An 18,638-nucleotide genomic window follows, 5' to 3' on the forward strand; every position below is an offset into this window, starting at 1 on the left:
GCACAGCCGGTCCCACGACAGGGGAGGATGGCGTGATGACGGAGGCCCCCGACGCAATGGTGCCCATGGCGGTGCAAAACGACTTGCGCGATGGGCGCAAGCTGCTTGAGACCATGGAGCCGCAGGAGCGTCTGGCCTGGGGGCTGGATCAATTCGGCGACCGATTTGCTCTGACGACCAGTTTTGGTATTCAGTCGGCTGTGCTCCTGCACATGCTGAGCACACTTCCCGGAGGTGACGCTGTTCCGGTGATCTGGATTGATACCGGTTATTTGCCCCCGGAGACTTACTCCTATGCCCACCAACTCACCGATCAGCTCAAGATTCGTCTGGTAGTTCGTCAGAGCGAGATGTCCCCGGCTCGAATGGAGGCCCTGCATGGTCAGCTCTGGGAGTCTGGCCGTGTCGAAGACCTGGAGACCTATCACCGGATCCGCAAGGTTGAACCTCTGGAGCAAGCGCTTAATGACCTCCATACGCGCTGCTGGGCCAGCGGCGTGCGGCGTGGTCAGACCGATCACCGTCGCTCGATGACGGCCTTGGACCCGATTCGGGAGCGCTGGTCATTGAGACCACTTCTCGAGTGGACCCAGCGTGATGTCTATTACTACATGCAATCAAACAATCTCCCTCAGCATCCATTGTTCGAGCAGGGCTATTCCACAGTGGGGGACTGGCATTCCAGTGGCCCTGATGTAGGAGATCTGAGTGGCCGCGACACCCGCTTTGGGGGGCTAAAGCAAGAGTGTGGAATCCATCTGCCCCAGGACGCTGTTGAAGGGTTGATGGGTGAAGGCATCTGAGTGAAGGCGTTTGAACGGAGTAGCGGCCGCGCTCTGCTGATTGGCAACAGTCGCTGGCATTGGGCCCAGCGGACTGAACAGGGAGTTCGTATTGATCACGGTGATCCAGACCCTGGTCGAATCGGCACAGATCCTCCGATCTGGGCGGCGGTGGGGCCGGTGCCCGAGCAGCTCAGGGCTCACCAGGACCTGCGCATTCGTCTGGAGGATGTTCCATTGCCGAAGGCACCTCCTTGGTTGGGTGTGGATCGAGCGCTCGGGGCATGGATGGCCTGGCGACGTAGTCAGGAGCAACAGCTCGACTGTTCCAGGGGGCTGCTTTTGGTGGATGCAGGCACCGTGTTGAGCTTCACCAAGGTTGGTGCGGATGGCTGTTTTGGTGGAGGGCAGTTGCTACCGGGCTATCGCCTGCAGCTCAGGGCCATGGCGGAAGGAACTGTTGGCCTTCCAGCAACGCTGGAGAGTCCTCAAGAGGCCTTCCCAAAAGACATCTTTCCCCAAGAAACGGCGGCGGCCATGCAGCGGGGTGTGTTGCAAGGGTTGCTGGCCGCCATCGCACTTGCCCAGCAGCATTCGCAAGGGTTGCTTTGGATCTGCGGTGGTGACGCTGAGCTGATCAAGACGCACTGGGCCCATGCAACGGAATTGCTGCAGATGGAGACCGATCTTCAGCTGCAGGCTCTGTTGGATCTGGCCGCAGGCATCAGCTCAGTTCGAGATCGCTGATCAATGTGTCGGCCATGGTGGCCGCTTTGACCTTGAGATAAATCCGTTCGATTTTTCCGGCTTCATCAATCAAATAGGTGTGACGCATCATTCCCATGTATTCGCGCCCCATGAATTTTTTCAGTCCGTAGCTCTCATAGAGGCTGGCTACCGCACAGGGCTCCACATCGGTCAGCAGCGTGAAGGGGAGCTCGTATTTGTTGATAAATTTGCTGTGGGATGTGGCTCCGTCCTTGCTGATGCCCAGAACGGTGATGTTGTTGGCCTTCAGTTGATCCCAGCGATCGCGGAAGTTGCAGGCTTCCTTGGTGCACCCAGGGGTGTCATCTTTCGGATAGAAGTACAAGACAACCTTCTTCCCGCGCAGTGAAGCAAGGCTGACGGGTTCACCGTTCTGATCGGGAAGGCTGAAGTCGGGGGCGGCGTCGCCGATTTGCAGGCTCACAGACTGTGCTTTGGCAGTGGCGGCAGCGTACGGCGTTCAGGACAAGCCCGGTTCCGGACAAGACTGTTTGTGCTGCCTACCTTGCAACCAACCTGCAGTTGTTGGGCCATGGTGTCGCGGACTCGGGTGGACCAAATTGGACGTTCCCTGGCTGCTTTAGGTCTGTTGGCCATGGGAGTCAGTGCGCTCGTCGCACCGCGTCATGGTCTCTCTTTGGATCAAGCCGCTCCACGGCTGTATGAGGCGAATTTGAGCCGGCAGCTGTTGCAGCGCGAAATCACCTTGCATCAACGCAGTGAAGCCGAAACGCTGCTGATGGATTTCACGCGTGCGCAGATGACGCGCCATTACTGGGGTGAATTCGCAGGCTCCCTGCAGGATCTCGGCCTGTCTGCCAGACCGCAGCTTGTGGCAAAGGTCGATCGCGATGCCGTTCGGACCCGGCTGTGGATTCAGCCTCATCACGGCACGGAGGCTTACCTCGCCGAAGTTGAGCGCTGGGGCGGTCGCCTTCGGATGCGTCACTGCCGCGGCGACCGGGATGGCGTGCGTCTGGTGCATGAAGACCGCTGCCCGGACGGATGGCAAAGGATTCACTTGAATTGACCCGAGATTTCTGCTTTCTTTTGGCGAGGAGAAGGTACAAATCGACCTGAAATATTGAGTCTCGCGAGTCTGTTCTCGCGAAATTCCTGTTATTCGTGTGGTGCTGGCCTTTTCAGAGGCTTGTTTTTGTTGGCGATTTTTCTTTTGGGAGCTATTTTTTTATTGACGTGCTCTCTTTGTCGTCCGTGTTTTCTCGTCTCGCCGCTGGCCTTCTGGCCGGTGCCTCCCTCGCCGCTCTGGCAGTTCCTGCTGAAGCAGGAACCAAGCGTCCCGTCCGCTGGAACACCGGTGGTGCTGTGTGGACAACCACCTCTTCTGAGTTCAAGACCTTCCTGACCACCGGTGAAGTCACCGATCGTGCTCTGGATGCCGGCATCAACAACTCCGGTTGGACTGCCGAAGAAATCCAGGAAGGTATGACCAAGACCTACGCCGTTGACATCATCGGCGTGTCCCGCTTCCTGTACTCCGACGACGGCGTCAAGTTCCTGAAGGATCAGACCCGTTCCTACTTCCCTTACTGGAAGATGAAGTCCACCTCCGTGGTGGCCCTGCGTTCCGCGATCATCGCCGACTCCATCGACGGTGAAATCTCCTCCGCCAGCATCATGGCTGAGCTGCCCGTGGACTTCCGCCTGGCTGATACCTGCGGCACCTACGACGGCATCCAGAACGTCTGTGCCCCCGACAAGTGCGAAGGCGACGCCCAGTGCACCTCCCTGCTGTCCTGGTACGTCTTCCTGCCCGCTTGCGTGCAGGCCAACTCCGTGCTGCCCGAGCCCGCTGCTCGTTCCGCTTACGTCGCTCCTGCCCGTCCCCTCTGGTGATCAGGCCCTGAGCCCTGTGTCATCGCCCCGGCCTCGGCCGGGGTTTTTTTATGGCTTGATTTGGTTGCCTTTGATCAGTTGATGGCGCATGGGCAGCCGCAGGCCGCCGTCGCCCAGGCCATTCAACGTCCGGCGCAATTCCGCCAGCACCTCGGTTTTGATTTCTCCCATGGCCTGCCGGTAAGGCGACCCCTCGGCCAGCCATCGGTCGGCCAGCTCTTTTCCCCCCGGCAGGGTTAGGGGTTCCAGCCAATCGTCACAACTGAGCTGCCAGCCCGCGTTTGCCAAGAGCTCTTCAGGGCGCTGTTGGAGCTCGAGCCAGCGTTGTTCCTGGGCCACAACAGGGCCTAAGAGCTCCTCTGCGCCCCCGTTCTGCTGCAGAGCACCGGCGGGACCCAGTTCGGCGCGACTGAGCAGCAGCCGTAAGCCCGTCGTCGGGAGGGAATGCCGGTTGATCGCATCCAGTAGCGCCGTCCAGTTCTGCTTTTGCAGGTCTGCTGCGGCGAGCCGTCCTCCGATCCAGTCGAAGGCTTGGGTCGAAGACAGAGTGTCGAGGTTGTCGGTCAGCAGTTGGGGTCGATGCTCCGGTTCGAGCAGATCCAGCTGCGCTTCCAATCGGTTGCGATCCGCTTCGTTGTCGCAAAGCACTGTCACGCCACCTTCCGGGGTGGCCCGCAAGGGATCGATAGCCCAGATCAGCGAACGCATCCCCAAAAGCAGCACTCGATCCCTGCGGGTCCAGGGGATGTCTCGCCAGAGTCGCTCGCGCAGCCGCTGAAGGCGTTCCCCCTCTTGGCCGAGTTGGCGTTGCACCCAGCGGTCCACACCGGGACGGTCGGGTCCGCTGCTGAGCAGCAAGGGCTGGTCGGCCGCCAGTTCCGCGGCCGCGGCGAGTTGGGCTGCCCGGCGTTCTGCCATCCTTTCTCGCCGTTCCCCTTCCCATCCGAGTTGGCCGGGTTGCCAGAACACTTCCCCTTGCAGTGCAGAGGGGAGGTATTGCTGTTCCACCCAGTGTTCGGCATAGGCGTGGGGGTAGCGGTAGCCCGCGCCGTCGCCAAAGGCGGCTCCGTCTCGGTTGGCATCGCGCAAGTGCCCGGGCACGTCCTGCTGACGGGCGGCGCGGACCGTTTTCAGGGCATCAAAGAAGCCCAGAACGCTGTTGCTCTTTTCGGTACCCGCCAGGTAAAGGGCGGCCTGGGCTAGCGGATACAGCCCTTCCGGCAGTCCCACCCGTTCGAAGGCAGCGGCACAGGCTTCCACCACAACAATGGCCTGCGGGTCGGCTAGGCCGATGTCTTCCCCCGCCGCGATCAGCATCCGGCGGAAAATGAAGCGCGGGTTCTCGCCGGCCTCCACCATGCGCGCCAGCCAGAACATCGCCGCATCGGCATCTGAGCCCCGCAGCGATTTGATGAAGGCGCTGATGGTGTCGTAGTGGGCATCGCCGTGCTTGTCATAGAGGACCGCCCGCTGTTGGATCGATTCCTCGGCGATGGCCAGATTGATCTGAATCACCCCCTCGCCATCGGGCTCCGAACTTTCCACCGCCAGTTCAAGGGCATTGAGAAGGCTGCGGGCGTCACCACCCGCCACGTCCACGAGGTGGTCGGTGGCATCGCTGCTGATGACGATCGACCGGTCGCCGTAACCCCGTTCCCCATCAGCAAGGGCGCGTTGTAGCAGCCGCTGCAAATCCTTCGGCTCCAGTGGCAATAGACGAAACAGCCGGGAACGGCTGACCAGCGCTTTGTTGACTTCGAAATAGGGGTTCTCCGTGGTGGCACCGATCAGGGTGACGGTTCCGTTCTCCACCCATGGCAACAGCGCATCCTGCTGGGCACTGTTGAAGCGGTGCACCTCATCGATGAACAGGATCGTGCGCAATCCATGCCGTTCCAGCCGTTGGCGTGCAGCATCCACCTCGATCCGCAGGTCCTTTACGCCTGCGAGAACGGCATTGAGGCTGCTGAAGTGAGCGCGGGTGTGGTTGGCAATGATCCGCGCCAGGGTGGTTTTGCCGACCCCTGGCGGTCCATGCAGGATCAGGTTGCCAACCCGATCGGCCTTGATGGCGCGACGCAGTAGCCGTCCGTCCGCCAAGATCCCACTCTGGCCCTCAAATTCCTCCAGCGTGCGAGGGCGCATCCGGTCAGCCAGGGGGGCCAGCCGCCGCCGTTGCTGCTCACCGTGAAAAGCGAAGAGGTCCTGACCCAACGGACAATCGGCGTTGACCCAGTGTCCCTGACGTTCTCAATCGGCGCTGGAACTGGTCCGAATCGAACGTTTTTGGGCGTGTCGGTTCCCAGAGGTGCAAACCCTGTGCGGCCAGGCTCTCAGGAACGCTGCATAATCCGAGAAAGCCTTTTTGCCGTGCGTCATCCGCAGCGACTCCTGCTCACCCTCGCCGCCCTGATCACGGTCAGTTCCTGCAAGAGCGAAGCACCGAAGCCGCCGCCGCCGAAGGTGCAGGCCGTCTCGACCCAGATGGCTGAATTCACTGAGGGTGTCGACACCGTCAGCACGTTGGAAGCCAGCAATCTTGTCGAGCTCGCCGCCCAGTCGGGAGGTCGAATCCTTGAGTTGAAGATTCGCCAGGGTGATGAAGTCGAAGCCGGTGAATTGCTGGTGGTGCTTGATCAAGTCGAGAAAAAGGCCAAAGCCGAAACCGCTAGAGCCAACTACGAGCGCTACAAATATTTGACTGAGACAGGAGCTGCATCACAGAAGGAATTGGATCGTTATCGCACCCAGTACATCTCGGCGAAGGCCGAGCTTGATTACAGCAACTTGACTTCTCCTTCTGCTGGCACGGTCGCTGATGTGAACGTGAAGGTTGGCGATGTGATTCAGCAAGGCCAGGTGTTCACCAGCCTGGTGCAAAACAACGAACTCGAAGCACGGGTCGAGGTGCCCGCAGTCTTCTCCTCTCGTCTGGCCCTTGGGCAGCCGGTGCTGCTCAGTGCGCCGGGTAGTTACGACCTGCTTGCCACCGGAGAGGTGGGCTCGATCGACCCCCGAGTCAATAAGCAGACCCAGGGATTGCTGGTGAAGGCGGTCTTCCCAAATGAGGATGGAAAACTGCGGGATGGTCAACGTCTTCGCACCCGGGTTCAGATCAAGGCTGAAGAAGAACTTGCCGTTCCTTTTGCAGCCGTTACCCAGACGTCAGGCCAGAGCTTCGTGTTCCGCCTCGGCACGTTTGAGGAGCTCAAGGAGAACCCCGGCAAGGCTGATATTGAAACCCTGGAGAAGGGAATCAAGGCCGGCAAGCTGCCCGCTGACGCCAAGTTCGCCCTGCAAACGCCGGTCACGGTGGGCGAATTGGAGAACCAGCTCTACCCGATCACCAAAGGCCTTGAAGCCAACCAGATGGTGGTCACCACCAATCTGCTCAACCTGAAACACGGCATGCCCGTGCAGGTGCAACCCGCCAAGGCGAACTGAGGTTGAACGATGTCTGCATCCAATAACTTCATTACCAGGCCTGTTCTCAGCACGGTCTGCAGCCTGTTGATCGTGATCGTCGGTTTGATCGCGATTCCGATCCTTCCGATCGAAAACCTTCCAGACATTGCTCCGCCAACGGTGAAGGTGCAGTCCACCTACGTGGGCGCAGATGCGGTTGCTGTTGAGCAGGGGGTGACCTCCGTTCTCGAGCAGCAGATCAATGGGGTGGAGAACATGGACTTCATCACCTCCAACAGCTCGTCGGATGGTGTGAGTTCGATCTCGGTGTCATTTGCAAGCGGCACCGACGGCAACATCAACCAGGTGAATGTTCAGAACCGCGTCTCCCTGGCGGAGCCGCAGTTGCCCGAGGAGGTGCGCAAGTCGGGTGTGACGGTCAACAAGGCCTCCAACTCGATTCTGCTCGTCTACAACTTCGTCAACGAAGACCCCTCCAAGACCGAATACTCGGTGGAGACGATCAGTGGATATCTCGATAAGAACCTCACCGACAACGTCAAGCGGGTGAAGGGCGTCGGCGACGTCACTTACTTCGGCAACAGAAAGATCGCCTTCCGGCTCTGGCTGGATCCGGAGAAACTGACGGCCAATAATCTCTCGGCCACAGATGTGGTCAATCAGCTGCGCAGTCAGAACCGTCTGGTGCCTGCTGGCCAGATTGGCGGTGCCCCTGCTCCTGAAGGTCAGGAGTTCACCTTCACCGTTCAGCTGCAGGGACGTCTGACCAGCACCCAGGAATTTGAGAACATCATTCTGAGAACCACCGATGCCGGTGGTCTGGTGCGGCTCAAGGATGTGGGCCGGGTGGAGCTCGGAGGTGAGACCTACGGCATCGATGCCATGGATCTCAACGGCACGCCTTCGGTGGGTATTGCCATCTACCAGCTCTCCGGCAGTAACGCCATTGAGGTCTCCAACGGCGTCAAGGACGTGCTCGGTGAGTTCGAGAAAACCCTGCCGGTCGGCCTCGGGGTGCAGAAGATCTACGACACCACCGACTTCATCAACCAGTCGATCAAAGGTGTGACCAACTCCCTGCGGGATGCGGTGATTCTGGTGGTGCTGATTCTGTTCCTGTTCCTTCAGAACTGGAAGGCCACGCTTGTTCCCGCCATTGCGATTCCAGTGGCGTTGATCGGCACCTTCGCTTTGGTGCTGGCCTTCGGTTTCTCGCTCAACCAGCTCACACTGTTTGGTTTGGTGCTGGCGACCGGCCTTGTGGTTGACGATGCCATCACGGTGGTGGAAGACACCTCAGCCAAGAAGGCTGAGGGCATGACCTCCGTGCAGGCCGCCATGGAAACCATGGATGAGCTGTTTGGGGCTGTGATCGCCACTTCCCTAGTGAAGATGGCGGTGTTCCTGCCGGTGCTGTTTTTCCCCGGTGCTACCGGCACGATCTACAAGCAGTTCGCCGCCACGATCCTCTTTTCGATCGGCATCTCCACCTTCAACGCGCTGACGTTCTCGCCGATGCTCTCGGCCCTGCTGCTGTCCCGCGAGACCAAGGAGCTCAGCCGCAATCAGTACGCCACGGCCGGGGTTGTCCTTGGTTTCATCTACGGCCTTCTCAGTGCTGGCAATGGAGCCGCCGCCGCCCTGATTCCCACGGTGATCGGTGCCGTGATCGGCTTCATCGCCGGCAAGATCACCGGTCTGCCCCTGCGTCTTCCCTTCACCGCTGGTGGAGCTGCAGTGGGCGTGATCACCACCGGGGTGATCTTCACCAATCCGATCCCTGTGGTGTTGTTCACCGCCATCGGTGGCGGTGTTGGCTACTTCGTTCCCCTGATCTTCATCAACTTCAATCGCCTCTACGGCGGCTTTGAGAAGCGCTACGCCACGATCCTCGATGGCGTGCTGAAGGCTCGTCCGATTGTGATGGCGGCTCTGGCTGCCGGCATCCTGCTCACCGGTTTTGCCTTCACCCGCATTCCTGGTGGTTTTGTGCCGATTGAAGACCAGGGTTACGCCATCGGTTTCGTGCAGGCTCCTGATGGGGTCTCCAACGCGAAAACCCTGGAGATCAACCGTGAGGTGGCCGAAGTGATGCGCTCGGAAGAAGACATCTCATCGGCTGCTCTCTTCAGTGGCGCCAGCCTCGATGGCAACGCCCCCAACAAGGGTCTGTTCTTCATTGGCATGAAGCATTGGGATGAACGTCCCGGTAATGACCACACCGTGGGTGCTGTGGTGAAGCGCCTCAACGCCAAGTTGTACGGCGCTATTGATGGCGGTCGGGTGTTTGTGGTCGAACCCCCGTCGATTCCCGGCTACGGCACCGGTGGCGGCTTCGAGTTCCAGCTGCTTGACCAAAGCAGCGGTGTGTATTCGCTGAATGAATTTTTCGGGTCTGCCCAGCAGATCATTCAGACGGCGAACACCGATCCCGTCCTGAATCAGGTCTATTCGTTGTTCTCGCCGCAGGCTCCGCAATACAAGATCGATGTTGACCGGGAGCAGATGGCCTCCCTCGGTGTCGACTTCGGTTCAGCCATGTCGGCCTTCAGTGTCAACTTCGGTGGTGCCTACGTGAACGACACCTTCCAGGAAGGCAAGGTGCGGCGGGTTTATGTGCAGGCGGATGAGGTGAGCCGGGCCACCCCACAGCGGCTGTCAGCCATCTACGTCGCCAATGCCCAGGGTGAACAGATTCCACTCTCGGAATTCTTCACGGTGAAGCAGACGGTGGGCCCGAGCGTCATTCCTCACTTCAACCTCTACCGCTCGATCAAGATTGACGGCACCCCCAAGGAGGGCAATAGCTCGGGTCAGGCGATCGGGGCGATGAAGCAGATCTTCAACACGGGTAGTTACCAAGGCCTCGGCTTCGACTGGACCGGAATCTCCCGAGAGGAAGTGAAGGCCGGATCCCTGGCCGTTGTGATCTTCGCCCTGGGCATCCTGGCTGTGTTCCTTGTGCTCTCCGCCCAGTACGAGAGCTACACCGATCCGATCATCATCTTGCTGACGGTGCCCACGGCCCTGCTGGGAGCGCTTGTGTTCCTAGGGGCGGCCGGTCAGGTGCTCAACATCTATGCCCAGGTGGGACTGGTGATGTTGATTGGTCTTGCAGGCGGCAACGCGATTCTGATTGTCGACTTGGCTAACCAGAAGATGGGAGAAGGAGCCTCCGCCCTGGAAGCTGCCACGTTCTCGGCCAAGTCGCGCTTGCGGCCCATTCTGATGACGGCGATCTCCTCCCTCACCGGTTTCTTGCCGTTGATGTTGGCCAGTGGTGCTGGTGCCCAGAGTCAGTCGTCCCTGGGTTTGGTGGTGTTCGGGGGTCTGCTGGTGGCCACCTTCCTCTCAACCCTGGTGGTTCCTGTCTTCTACGTGGTGATGAAGACCTTGTTGGGACAAGACGAAGCCAAGCCTCCTGAGGATGGCGCTACTCCCACCCCGCAACCAAGTTGATGTCTGAGCCGAAGCTTGAGGTGAATCAGCGCAAGTCCTTCAGTGGCATGCGTGTTTTGATTGCTGTGGCCATTGGCGCTGGCCTTGGTTTGGCTGTTGCCTATTTCCTCAAGGTGTTGATCGACAACAGCCCGGCCGAGATCGATGTTGGCCGCTTGCGTCTCTTCTATTTGATGGTGATCACCTCAGGAGGCTTGGGTGGGTTTGCGATTGAGACGATGCGTCAGCTGCAGGAAGATGCCACCGATCCGGCCTACCGGCATTACAACTCCCATCGTGGTCGTCGTCGCTGAGGAATCAATAAGAGCCAGCAAAAAAGCCACCCAGCGGGTGGCTTTTTGGTTGAGCCGCTTCAGGTGATCGCAAGCTTCAAGTGGTTAACTGCCTCATGTGATCACCGTGGGGGCATCCATCCCCGTGCGTTGCTTGATCTCCGCCAGGTTGTTGATCGCACTGATCATGTCGGCGAGGGCGACCTGGGGGTTCTGGTTGAGGTCTCCACTGCTGGGCACATAGCTCTCCAGGTAGATCCTGATCGTGGCTCCTTTGGTGCCTGTGCCCGACAAACGAACCACCACCCGGCTGCCGTCGTCCAACAGGATGCGCAGGCCCTGACCCGTGGTCACGGAACCATCCACGGGGTCGGTGTAGCTGAAGTTGTCCGCTTCGCTGATGACGCGTCCGGCAAAGGATTGGCCGATCAGGCTCGGCAACATGGCCTCCAGGCGGTCGTAGAGACCGTGGGCGGCGTCGCTGGCGACGGCTTCGTAGTCGTGACGCGAGTAGTAGTGGCGCCCGAAGCGATTCCAGTGTTCCGCCATGATCTCGGCGACGCTGCAGCGGCGTTCGGCCAGGATCTGCAGCCAGAAGAGTACGGCCCAGAGCCCGTCTTTTTCGCGAACGTGGTTACTGCCAGTGCCGAAGCTCTCTTCACCACAAAGGGTGATCTTTCCGGCGTCCAGAAGGTTGCCGAAGAATTTCCAGCCGGTGGGGGTTTCGAAGCAGTCAATGCCCAGCTCTTTGGCCACCACGTCCACCGCAGCGCTTGTTGGCATGGAGCGGGCCACACCGGCCAGGCCGTTGGCATATGCCGGAGCTGATGTGGCGTTGGCCGTGAGTACGGCGAGACTGTCGCTGGGGTTCACAAAGCAGCGCTGGCCCAGGATCATGTTGCGATCGCCATCGCCGTCGCAGGCGGCGCCGAAGCGGTAGTCGTCACTTTCGAGCAGCAGTTCAGCCAGCTCGTGGGCGTAGGTGAGGTTGGGGTCGGGGTGACCGTTGCCGAAGTCTTCCAGGGGTGTGCCGTTGCGCACGCTCCCCGCCGGTGCACCCAGAAGCCCTTCGAACAAGCGGGTGGCATAGGGCCCGGTGACGGCATGCATGGCGTCAAAGGCCAGCGGGAAGTCGCTGCGGATCAGATCGCGGATTTGATCGAAGTTGAACAGCTCCTGCATCAGCGTGACGAAATCTTCGACGCCGTCGATCACCTCCACCTGCATGGCACCGATGCTGTGCAGACCGGGTGCATCCAGGGGGATCGCTGAGGCCTCAACGATCGAGTAATGCTCCAGGGTCTTGGTGCATTCATAGACGGCATCGGTGAAGGAGGCGGGGGTGGGTCCACCGTTGGATCCATTGACCTTCACTCCGAAATCGCCGTCTGGACCGCCGGGGTTGTGGCTTGCGGAAAGGATGATGCCGCCGATGGCTTGGCGCTGCCGGATCAGGTTGGAAGCGGCAGGCGTGGAAAGGATGCCGCTGGTGGTGACGATCACCTTGCTCAGACCATGGGCGGCGCCCATCCGCAGGATCACATCAATGGCCCGGCGGTTGCCGTAACGCCCATCGCCTCCCAGCACCAGGGTCCCTCCTTGCACGGCCGCCAGAGTGCGGAACGACGCCTCGATGAAGCTCTCTAGGTAATGAGGCTCCTCGAACTGGCGGCTGCTCTTACGCAGGCCCGAGGTTCCTGGCTTCTGGTCGGTGAAGGGGACATCCAGGCGCACCTGGTGTTGGGTCGGTTCCGCAGGGGCCGAGGTGGTCATCACGTCGGATGGGGGGCTTTATGCGGAACCTAAACATGGAAATCCAGTTGCGATGCCATGGGCGCGACCAGTTGATATCGCTACCCTTTGCAACGCACCAATGCCGACGACCATGCATCGCCTTCTGCTGCTGTTGATCGTCAGCACCGCGTGCGTGTCCCCTTCTGTGGGTGCATCGCAAAGTTGGAAGCGGGCCCAGCCTTTGCCTGAGGCGTCTCAAGAGGCGGTCACGGCAGCTAATGCTGTAATCAACCAGTCAGGTTCGGAAGAATGCCTGCGCGGCAAGCTTTCCAACGCCATCGTGCGGTTGTCCAACAGTTGTGATGTCTCAGGCCACTCCTCTAAGGCGTGTGAGTTGGCCTCCGAACTGGCCGGTCAGGAAAGCGAACTCAGCATGGGGGAGATGCTCGCTACATCCGAGACGTTGCTTGATTTGCTCGACGATTCGGCGATATACGACTGATTGCCTCTGTTTCCTCGATGGACGTCACCCATCCCGGTTCCAAGCCTCTCGAAGCTGATCAACAAAGTCTTCTGGAGTCGTTCCGCAAAAAGGTGGACTCCCGAATCTCCAGTCAAGGTTTCACTGCTGCCGACTTGCAGATGTTTGTTGATGAGATCAAGAAGCACCCCCACGTGAGTGTGGCGCTCCTAGATGCCATTCGAAGAGAAGTGCCCACGTAAATGCAAGGTCAGCGGTTCAGCTTTGACTTTGATTGAGCCTTAGAGAGGCTTAGGCCTGACGTGCTTTGGGCTTTTCCTTTTTCTTGACCGGTTCGGCACAGACCTTTGGGATGCGCCGTGCCGTGTTGGTGATGGCGTCTTTGCGTCGGAAGTCATTGCTGCTGGCGACCTTGGCTTCGCCCATCAACGTCCACAGCACGTCTTTGCAAAGCCCAGGCAGCCTTTGACTATCCATTAGAGGATCTGCCAGCTGCCGAACGCGCGTGCAGGTTTCTGTTGAGTTGTCGCGGGAACAGGCGTAGGCAGCATGTTCGATACCTCTCAACTGGTCCTTGCTGGGCCATGGCTCATAGGGCTCTGCCGCAATTGCGGGGCTGGCCATGGCGAGGAGCAGCAGGATGCGTGTGATTTTCGAAGTCATGTGATCATTCTGGCGTGCTTTTGCGCAGTTGAAGCCAAGATTTATTGACAATAGGGCAACAGAGTATTTGGTCATGTCTTGATTTTGTAAGCCTTCGCTGACTCCACTTTTGTTGGGGGGAGATCAATTTGCTTTGCTCGTGGATGATGATAAAATCTCTTTTGTTGATTACTTGTTTGGATATTTCTTGGTGGGCTTGATGTGATCATCTCCGTCAAAAGATGTCTAGAGAGGCTTGTATGCCCAGAATTGATACATGCTTTGAAAAGTTGATGGATTGTCTTTCTCAAAATCTCCCCAATTACTCAGTGAAGTGCCATTCCTGTCCTCTGGAAAACGACTCTGGTAAGCCCTCTTGATTTCTTCCGGAAGCATGAATCCATAAAACACTAATTTTTCGGCTTCTAAAAGTTTTTCCAGAGTCTCGGTGGTGAACTGATGCTCCTGAACGTGAAAGCAAAGGTCGCGACACTCGGAGAGTGAATAGAAGTCATTCGCAAGAATGGATAGATCTTTTAGCTCGTGCTGATCGTCGTCAAAGACTTGCTTGCGAAAATCTCTGATGCCTTTCGGCGTGCTTTGAATGCTCAGTTTTGAGATTAACTCTCGTGCGGCTGAGACTTTCTGTCTGGAAAGTTTGCTGTACAGGCCAATCTTGATATAGCCGCCTGGTTTGAGCTTGCTGTTGAGTGCTGCTAGCCCCTTAGCGGGGTCTTGCATGTGATGCAGGACTCCGCTGCACTCAATCACGTCATAGACATCCTGAAGCTGATTGGCGTCCAGAATGTCGAGTTGTTGAAGCCGAATATTGTTCATTTGGTACGCCTGTGATTTCCTTGTTGCGTAGGCCAGGCTGTTGTTACTGATATCAATGGCAGTGATTTGCGCATTTTTATAGCGGCTGGCATTGATGATTTGGTTTCCCGTTCCGCATCCGGCGATCAGAATCTTTGGGTTGGAGTTGGGTGATGAGAGCTCATTCGTGAATAAGGGGTTTGAAATTGTTGTTTCGAGGGATATGAACTCAATCGTTTGTTTTGCGAAATGGGGAGGCGTGTGGTCTGCATATTGGTATCGCGGGTAGGGATTTTCTTCGTACATTTGCTGCACTACACGTGAGACCTCATCGTTTATTTCTTCGCTGTAGCTGAGGCGGGCTTTGATAGCCTCCTCTTTCTGAACCTCTTTGAATTGTGTGTCGATGAAGGCTTTGCTCTCCTCGCTGTTGATGGGATACCTACTTATTTCCCCTTGATTGGTGATGACATGGATTGGTATATAGCAGCCTATCATGGGCAAATATTCATTGACCACCTCTGTGTTGTTCTTCGTGTAAGAGATCAGATCATTGATCCATTGTTGTTCACTCTCTGACTGCCAATAGACGTATTCATTGAGGAAGCATTGTGTGGCTAGCGCCTCTAGGAGGGGTTTGAGTTGTGGGGGTATGGAGCTGTTGGTTTTGATGTGTACCAGGAATTCCTTTCTTAGGCGAGTGAGGAATTCCTCAATCTCCTGATGGGGTGGTATCAGTAATGCCAGCGATTTTCTGAATCTCCAGTCTGATGCAAGGCGATGAAAAGCTTGATTTTGGTCTGAGATGATGGGGGCTGATTTGGCGGCTGTTTGGATGTCTTCAAGGTGGTCTTGAACGAACAGTGGGCACAGTTTGCGGTGGGAAAAGTCATCACGATTGATCAGTATTTCGTAAGCTTTTGTGGCGTAGTGTCTGTTTAATGCGTTGATCTTGATGTCGCTGGCAAGGCTTTTCAGGTTCTGCAGCGCTTCGATGTTGCCTTCATCGAACTCGATGGCCTTGACTGTGGCTATTAAGGCTTCGTCTGTTTTTCCGAGGTCTCGGTAAATGCAGCCCAGATTCATCTGAATAGTTGATGAGTCGTGGTCAAGATCGAGTGACTTCAGTGTGAATTGAAGTGCTTGATCAAGTTTTCCAATGCCCCGGTATAAATTTCCGATATTGCTGTAGATCTGGGGGTCGTCCGGTTCGAAATCTAAGGCTTGTTCATAGTTTTCAAGGGCTTCTTCGATTCTGCCGCTGTTCTTGCAAAGGATACCAAGATTGCAAAATACCGCAGGGTCGGATGTTCCTGCGGCGATCATTTTCTTGTAGATCGACTCGGCTTCCCTGAGCCGGCCTGTTTTGTGAAAATAAATGGCTTGGTTGAACCATTTCTGAAAATTTAGCTGCGGCTTTTTTGAGGATTTACTTGCTTTTCCATCTGCTGCTCCTCCAAATCCAGCCACTTCATCTCTTTGCACTTGTTTGAGTTTAGAGCTAAGCCAGTGCTTTTCACCTTCTTATTGCCCCATCTCCGCATCGGATTTTTTGACGATCAAGTTTGCGTTGGAGGTGCGGTGTGATTCCCAGTTCGGCGGTGTTCCAGAGGCGATCCATCTCTCGGTTGAAGTGTTTGGCGAGTTGGGCTGAGTGAATCACCAGCAAGGTTTCGTCGTTGGTGTGTGCCGCAGAGGGCGACCAATTGAACGAACCTGTGATAACCGTTTTGTTATCGATCACGGCGAACTTGTGGTGGAGCTTGTCGCCGCGGGCGAGGCGCGGGGTGCCGATGCCTTCAAGGGCTTGATCCAGCGGCTGGTTGCTCGCTTCCACCTTGCAGGTGTGATCCGGAAGGGTGACGCCCAGCAGATCGAGAACTTCAGAGAAAGGGCGGCTGGCAAAACCAGGATCTGCGACCAGCCTGATCTCTACGCCTTGTTTGATCTGTTCCCGCAGCACGTTCGTTAATTGCTGTGCGGAGAACACAAACAGGGCCATGTCGACGCGTTGTCTTGCCTTGTTCAACTGCTTCGCCAGCAGGTTGAGCCCGTGCCCCTGATTTCTTTTGGGATGAGGTGAGAACAGCACGTCCACCTGGGTGTTGCCGACCCGCACGGTTTGAGAGCCCTCGCTTGCTTTCTGCAGGCCAAAGCGACTGTCGTTCTCGCCGCCCGGTCCATCTCCCCACATCCGGGCGAATTCCTGGCTGAACACAGATGCCAGCCCAGGGCTGTTGAACCGAAGCAGGTGATTCACATTGCCGCGGCTGGATGGTTTGCCCGAATCGCCGTGCAGGCCGGAACTGGTGAGATTGGCACTTCCGGTGATCACCGATGTTTGGTCGATCACCAGAAACTTGTGGTGCATTAGGCCGCTACCGCTGCTGCCGTCTTCTGTGTCGTCAAGCAGTGGAATATGCGCCGCTTTGAGTAAGGCCACGGCATCTCCTTGGAAGGCTTCTTCCGGGCTGGTGGTCCCATCCCCATCGCTATCAGCCAGCTGGTTTAACTGATGCCAACGCTTCCGTTCGCGCTGGTTCAATCGGCTCGGCCGTTGTTCGCTCCAGGCGGTGCTGTAGTTGTTCTCAAGGATCACCTGAACAAGAACACCGCGTTGTTTCGCCGCGATCAGTGCTTGGGCAATCCTTGGCAGGCTGAGCTCTTGAACGGCCACCAGCACCTCCTGGTTGGAGGCATCAATGGCTGTAATCAGCCATTGCTCCAGGTCGTCACCATTGCGCCAGGCCCCAGTCAGGGGTGATCTGTAGCGCGATGTGGCGTTGTGGTTGAAGACCACATCGATCTTGTTGGGCAGTGCAAGAGCCGCTGGGCTTTCGCCCACAACCGACCCCGCCTGGCTGCAGCCACTGCAGAGAAGAGCCGCTGCCATCAATGCCAACTTGCTCTTCAGCATCCCGATCAAGCCCTTTGTCTTGATCAGAGTTCCCCTGGTTTTAGTGGGGCATCTCCGATGTCTTCAGCATCGCAACAAACCAGATGCCACTCAGTACGAGGGCCACACCAACACCTGCTCCGATACTCACCCGTGTCATGACCAAGGGCACGACCAATGGGAAAACCATCGCCCCCGCGAGGGGGGTGATGGCCACGAACCAGCGCAGGGAGGCTGGAGCTTTGGGATCAGAAGGATTCAGAACCACTCGGCGCGAGCTTCGCTGGCGGGGTTGCTGTTGTCTTCAGGGGTCTCACGCTTGAAATTGAGCGTGATGTTGCGCTTCTGCTCTCCATCAGAGGCTGTGGCCTCGATGGCATACATCTGTTCACCATCCCGGAAGGGGACCTGAATCCGGAAGGTGCCATCGGTGGAGAGAGGAACCTCCTCGCCTCCGATGGTGAGGCGGGCCGAAGGGTCGGTGGCGCCGTACACGATCAGTTCGGCGTCGGCCACCAGCCAGAAGGAGCGTTGGCGAGGTGCCACGCCACCCAGGCCGGACTCGTTGCGGCCGCTGGCCCAGAGACCAACACCAGAGTCGTTCAACCCGGTGCTTTCGCCAGAGGTATCGAAACCTTCCTGGAATTCTTCGGAGCCGACCCGGCGCCGGCGGAATTGAACAGTCGCGCTTTGGTAGAGCCGCTCGTGTAGCCCACTGTTGCTCGACTCACTTGGTGAGACGGGAGTCGTCGTTGTTGCTGGTGCTGCTGGGGCAGCATCGAGGCTGAAGGGAACGAACTGGTCAAGAATCTGTTCGCTGGGGTGGAGAGCAGGAACGCGCGCCACCGAAGAGAAGGCCAGAGACATCCAGGTCGTGCCGATGCGGTAACCCAGTTCGACGCGGTAATCCCGGTCGCAGAGAGGTACAGGCAGGTACCACTCGGTGCTGTGGCTGTCGACCGGCACTTCCTGGAGAGTATGTGGATGTGCGTTGCCGTCCTGCATGCCGGTAACGTCAGACAGGCGGAGGCAAAGACGGCTGGCTCCATCCTTCTGGGCAACCTTGCGATCGGCTTCCGAGATTTCCCAGAACACGTAGGCCCATTGGGGATCACGGGGCAGAAACACAACGCGGGTGTCGCTCGTGCTCACGGCCGGTGCGTTGAGCTCCGCTTCGATGGCTTTCAGGTCTCCACCGCGCTTTTGCTGACGCTGGGCAACTTCGTCGACAAGTGTCTCTTTGCTCTTGCGGCTGTAGAGCGGCACTCCCAGATCACTGGCGATCTGACGCAGTTGACGAAGGGTGAGACGTGCCAGTGATGACAGTGTTTGAGACACGTCTAAAAACTCCAGGTTTCGTTTGGGATCATTGTGATCCGAAAAATTCCTTTTCGAGCCGGCAATGGCCCAAGGGTCAGTGGATCCTGACCACTTGTTGGGCTCCGATCCCGGGGATCACTGTCTCTCACACAAAAAAAGCGGGGCTTCAGCCCCGCTTTTTTGAT

At 57.8% G+C, this 18,638-nt stretch carries 16 protein-coding genes; 8 read left to right on the forward strand and 8 right to left on the reverse strand.

Annotated features, from left to right (window positions below; all coding sequences use genetic code 11):
- Positions 1-35 precede the first annotated feature (35 nt).
- Both NCN06_RS04865 and NCN06_RS04870 read left to right on the forward strand, forming a co-directional pair.
- On the forward strand, positions 36-803 hold the full coding sequence (locus NCN06_RS04865; protein WP_115022657.1) for a phosphoadenylyl-sulfate reductase: 768 nt from the start codon (positions 36-38) through the stop codon (positions 801-803).
- Positions 804-1,529, forward strand: coding sequence for a type III pantothenate kinase (locus NCN06_RS04870; RefSeq protein ID WP_226398647.1), 726 nt, complete (start codon positions 804-806; stop codon positions 1,527-1,529).
- Here NCN06_RS04870 and bcp read toward each other — a convergent pair.
- On the reverse strand, positions 1,507-1,974 hold the full coding sequence (gene bcp, locus NCN06_RS04875) for a thioredoxin-dependent thiol peroxidase (RefSeq protein WP_226398646.1): 468 nt from the start codon (positions 1,972-1,974) through the stop codon (positions 1,507-1,509). The genes NCN06_RS04870 and bcp overlap by 23 nt on opposite strands.
- Before the next feature lie 108 nt (positions 1,975-2,082).
- Here bcp and NCN06_RS04880 point away from each other — a divergent pair, with 108 nt between their 5' ends.
- The gene (locus NCN06_RS04880; protein WP_226398645.1) at positions 2,083-2,580 is read left to right on the forward strand and encodes a thymidylate synthase; all 498 of its coding nucleotides are present in this window, start codon (positions 2,083-2,085) and stop codon (positions 2,578-2,580) included.
- Between the two features lie 185 nt (positions 2,581-2,765).
- The gene (locus NCN06_RS04885; protein WP_226398644.1) at positions 2,766-3,407 is read left to right on the forward strand and encodes an alpha/beta hydrolase; all 642 of its coding nucleotides are present in this window, start codon (positions 2,766-2,768) and stop codon (positions 3,405-3,407) included.
- A gap of 48 nt (positions 3,408-3,455) precedes the next feature.
- Here NCN06_RS04885 and NCN06_RS04890 read toward each other — a convergent pair whose 3' ends face one another.
- Positions 3,456-5,621: an AAA family ATPase gene (locus NCN06_RS04890; RefSeq protein ID WP_166017710.1), complete on the reverse strand. Its 2,166-nt coding sequence runs from the start codon at positions 5,619-5,621 to the stop codon at positions 3,456-3,458.
- A gap of 156 nt (positions 5,622-5,777) precedes the next feature.
- Here NCN06_RS04890 and NCN06_RS04895 point away from each other — a divergent pair, with 156 nt between their 5' ends.
- The 3 genes from NCN06_RS04895 to NCN06_RS04905 are packed head-to-tail and all read left to right on the forward strand — an operon-like array spanning position 5,778 to position 10,585.
- A complete protein-coding gene (locus tag NCN06_RS04895; RefSeq protein ID WP_226398643.1) occupies positions 5,778-6,851 on the forward strand; it encodes an efflux RND transporter periplasmic adaptor subunit in 1,074 nt (357 codons plus the stop codon).
- Between the two features lie 9 nt (positions 6,852-6,860).
- Positions 6,861-10,292, forward strand: a complete 3,432-nt coding sequence (locus NCN06_RS04900) for an efflux RND transporter permease subunit (protein WP_226398642.1) — start codon at positions 6,861-6,863, stop codon at positions 10,290-10,292.
- On the forward strand, positions 10,292-10,585 hold the full coding sequence (locus NCN06_RS04905) for a hypothetical protein (protein WP_226398641.1): 294 nt from the start codon (positions 10,292-10,294) through the stop codon (positions 10,583-10,585). The genes NCN06_RS04900 and NCN06_RS04905 overlap by 1 nt, the downstream gene beginning before the upstream one ends.
- A 93-nt stretch (positions 10,586-10,678) precedes the next feature.
- On the opposite strand, the gene NCN06_RS04910 is transcribed toward NCN06_RS04905, so the two are convergent.
- Positions 10,679-12,337: an alpha-D-glucose phosphate-specific phosphoglucomutase gene (locus NCN06_RS04910; protein ID WP_226398640.1), complete on the reverse strand. Its 1,659-nt coding sequence runs from the start codon at positions 12,335-12,337 to the stop codon at positions 10,679-10,681.
- Between NCN06_RS04910 and NCN06_RS04915 the strand changes: the two genes are divergently transcribed.
- Positions 12,330-12,800, forward strand: coding sequence for a hypothetical protein (locus NCN06_RS04915; protein ID WP_250398714.1), 471 nt, complete (start codon positions 12,330-12,332; stop codon positions 12,798-12,800). The two genes, NCN06_RS04910 and NCN06_RS04915, sit on opposite strands and share 8 nt — an antisense overlap.
- 270 nt (positions 12,801-13,070) lie before the next feature.
- On the opposite strand, the gene NCN06_RS04920 is transcribed toward NCN06_RS04915, so the two are convergent.
- The 5 genes from NCN06_RS04920 to NCN06_RS04940 all read right to left on the reverse strand — a co-directional run bounded on the left by NCN06_RS04920 (position 13,071) and on the right by NCN06_RS04940 (position 18,471).
- Positions 13,071-13,442, reverse strand: coding sequence for a hypothetical protein (locus NCN06_RS04920; protein WP_226398637.1), 372 nt, complete (start codon positions 13,440-13,442; stop codon positions 13,071-13,073).
- A gap of 225 nt (positions 13,443-13,667) precedes the next feature.
- Positions 13,668-15,722: a tetratricopeptide repeat protein gene (locus NCN06_RS04925; RefSeq protein ID WP_250398715.1), complete on the reverse strand. Its 2,055-nt coding sequence runs from the start codon at positions 15,720-15,722 to the stop codon at positions 13,668-13,670.
- A gap of 31 nt (positions 15,723-15,753) precedes the next feature.
- Positions 15,754-17,154: a phospholipase D-like domain-containing protein gene (locus tag NCN06_RS04930; RefSeq protein WP_226398635.1), complete on the reverse strand. Its 1,401-nt coding sequence runs from the start codon at positions 17,152-17,154 to the stop codon at positions 15,754-15,756.
- Positions 17,155-17,194: 40 nt separating this feature from the next.
- A complete protein-coding gene (locus tag NCN06_RS04935; protein WP_255606307.1) occupies positions 17,195-17,350 on the reverse strand; it encodes a DUF8677 family protein in 156 nt (51 codons plus the stop codon).
- Positions 17,351-17,391: 41 nt separating this feature from the next.
- Positions 17,392-18,471, reverse strand: a complete 1,080-nt coding sequence (locus NCN06_RS04940) for a DUF4912 domain-containing protein (RefSeq protein ID WP_166017719.1) — start codon at positions 18,469-18,471, stop codon at positions 17,392-17,394.
- Positions 18,472-18,638 lie beyond the last annotated feature (167 nt).

Source organism: Synechococcus sp. MU1648 (assembly GCF_023630615.1).
Classification (GTDB): Bacteria; Cyanobacteriota; Cyanobacteriia; order PCC-6307; family Cyanobiaceae; genus Parasynechococcus.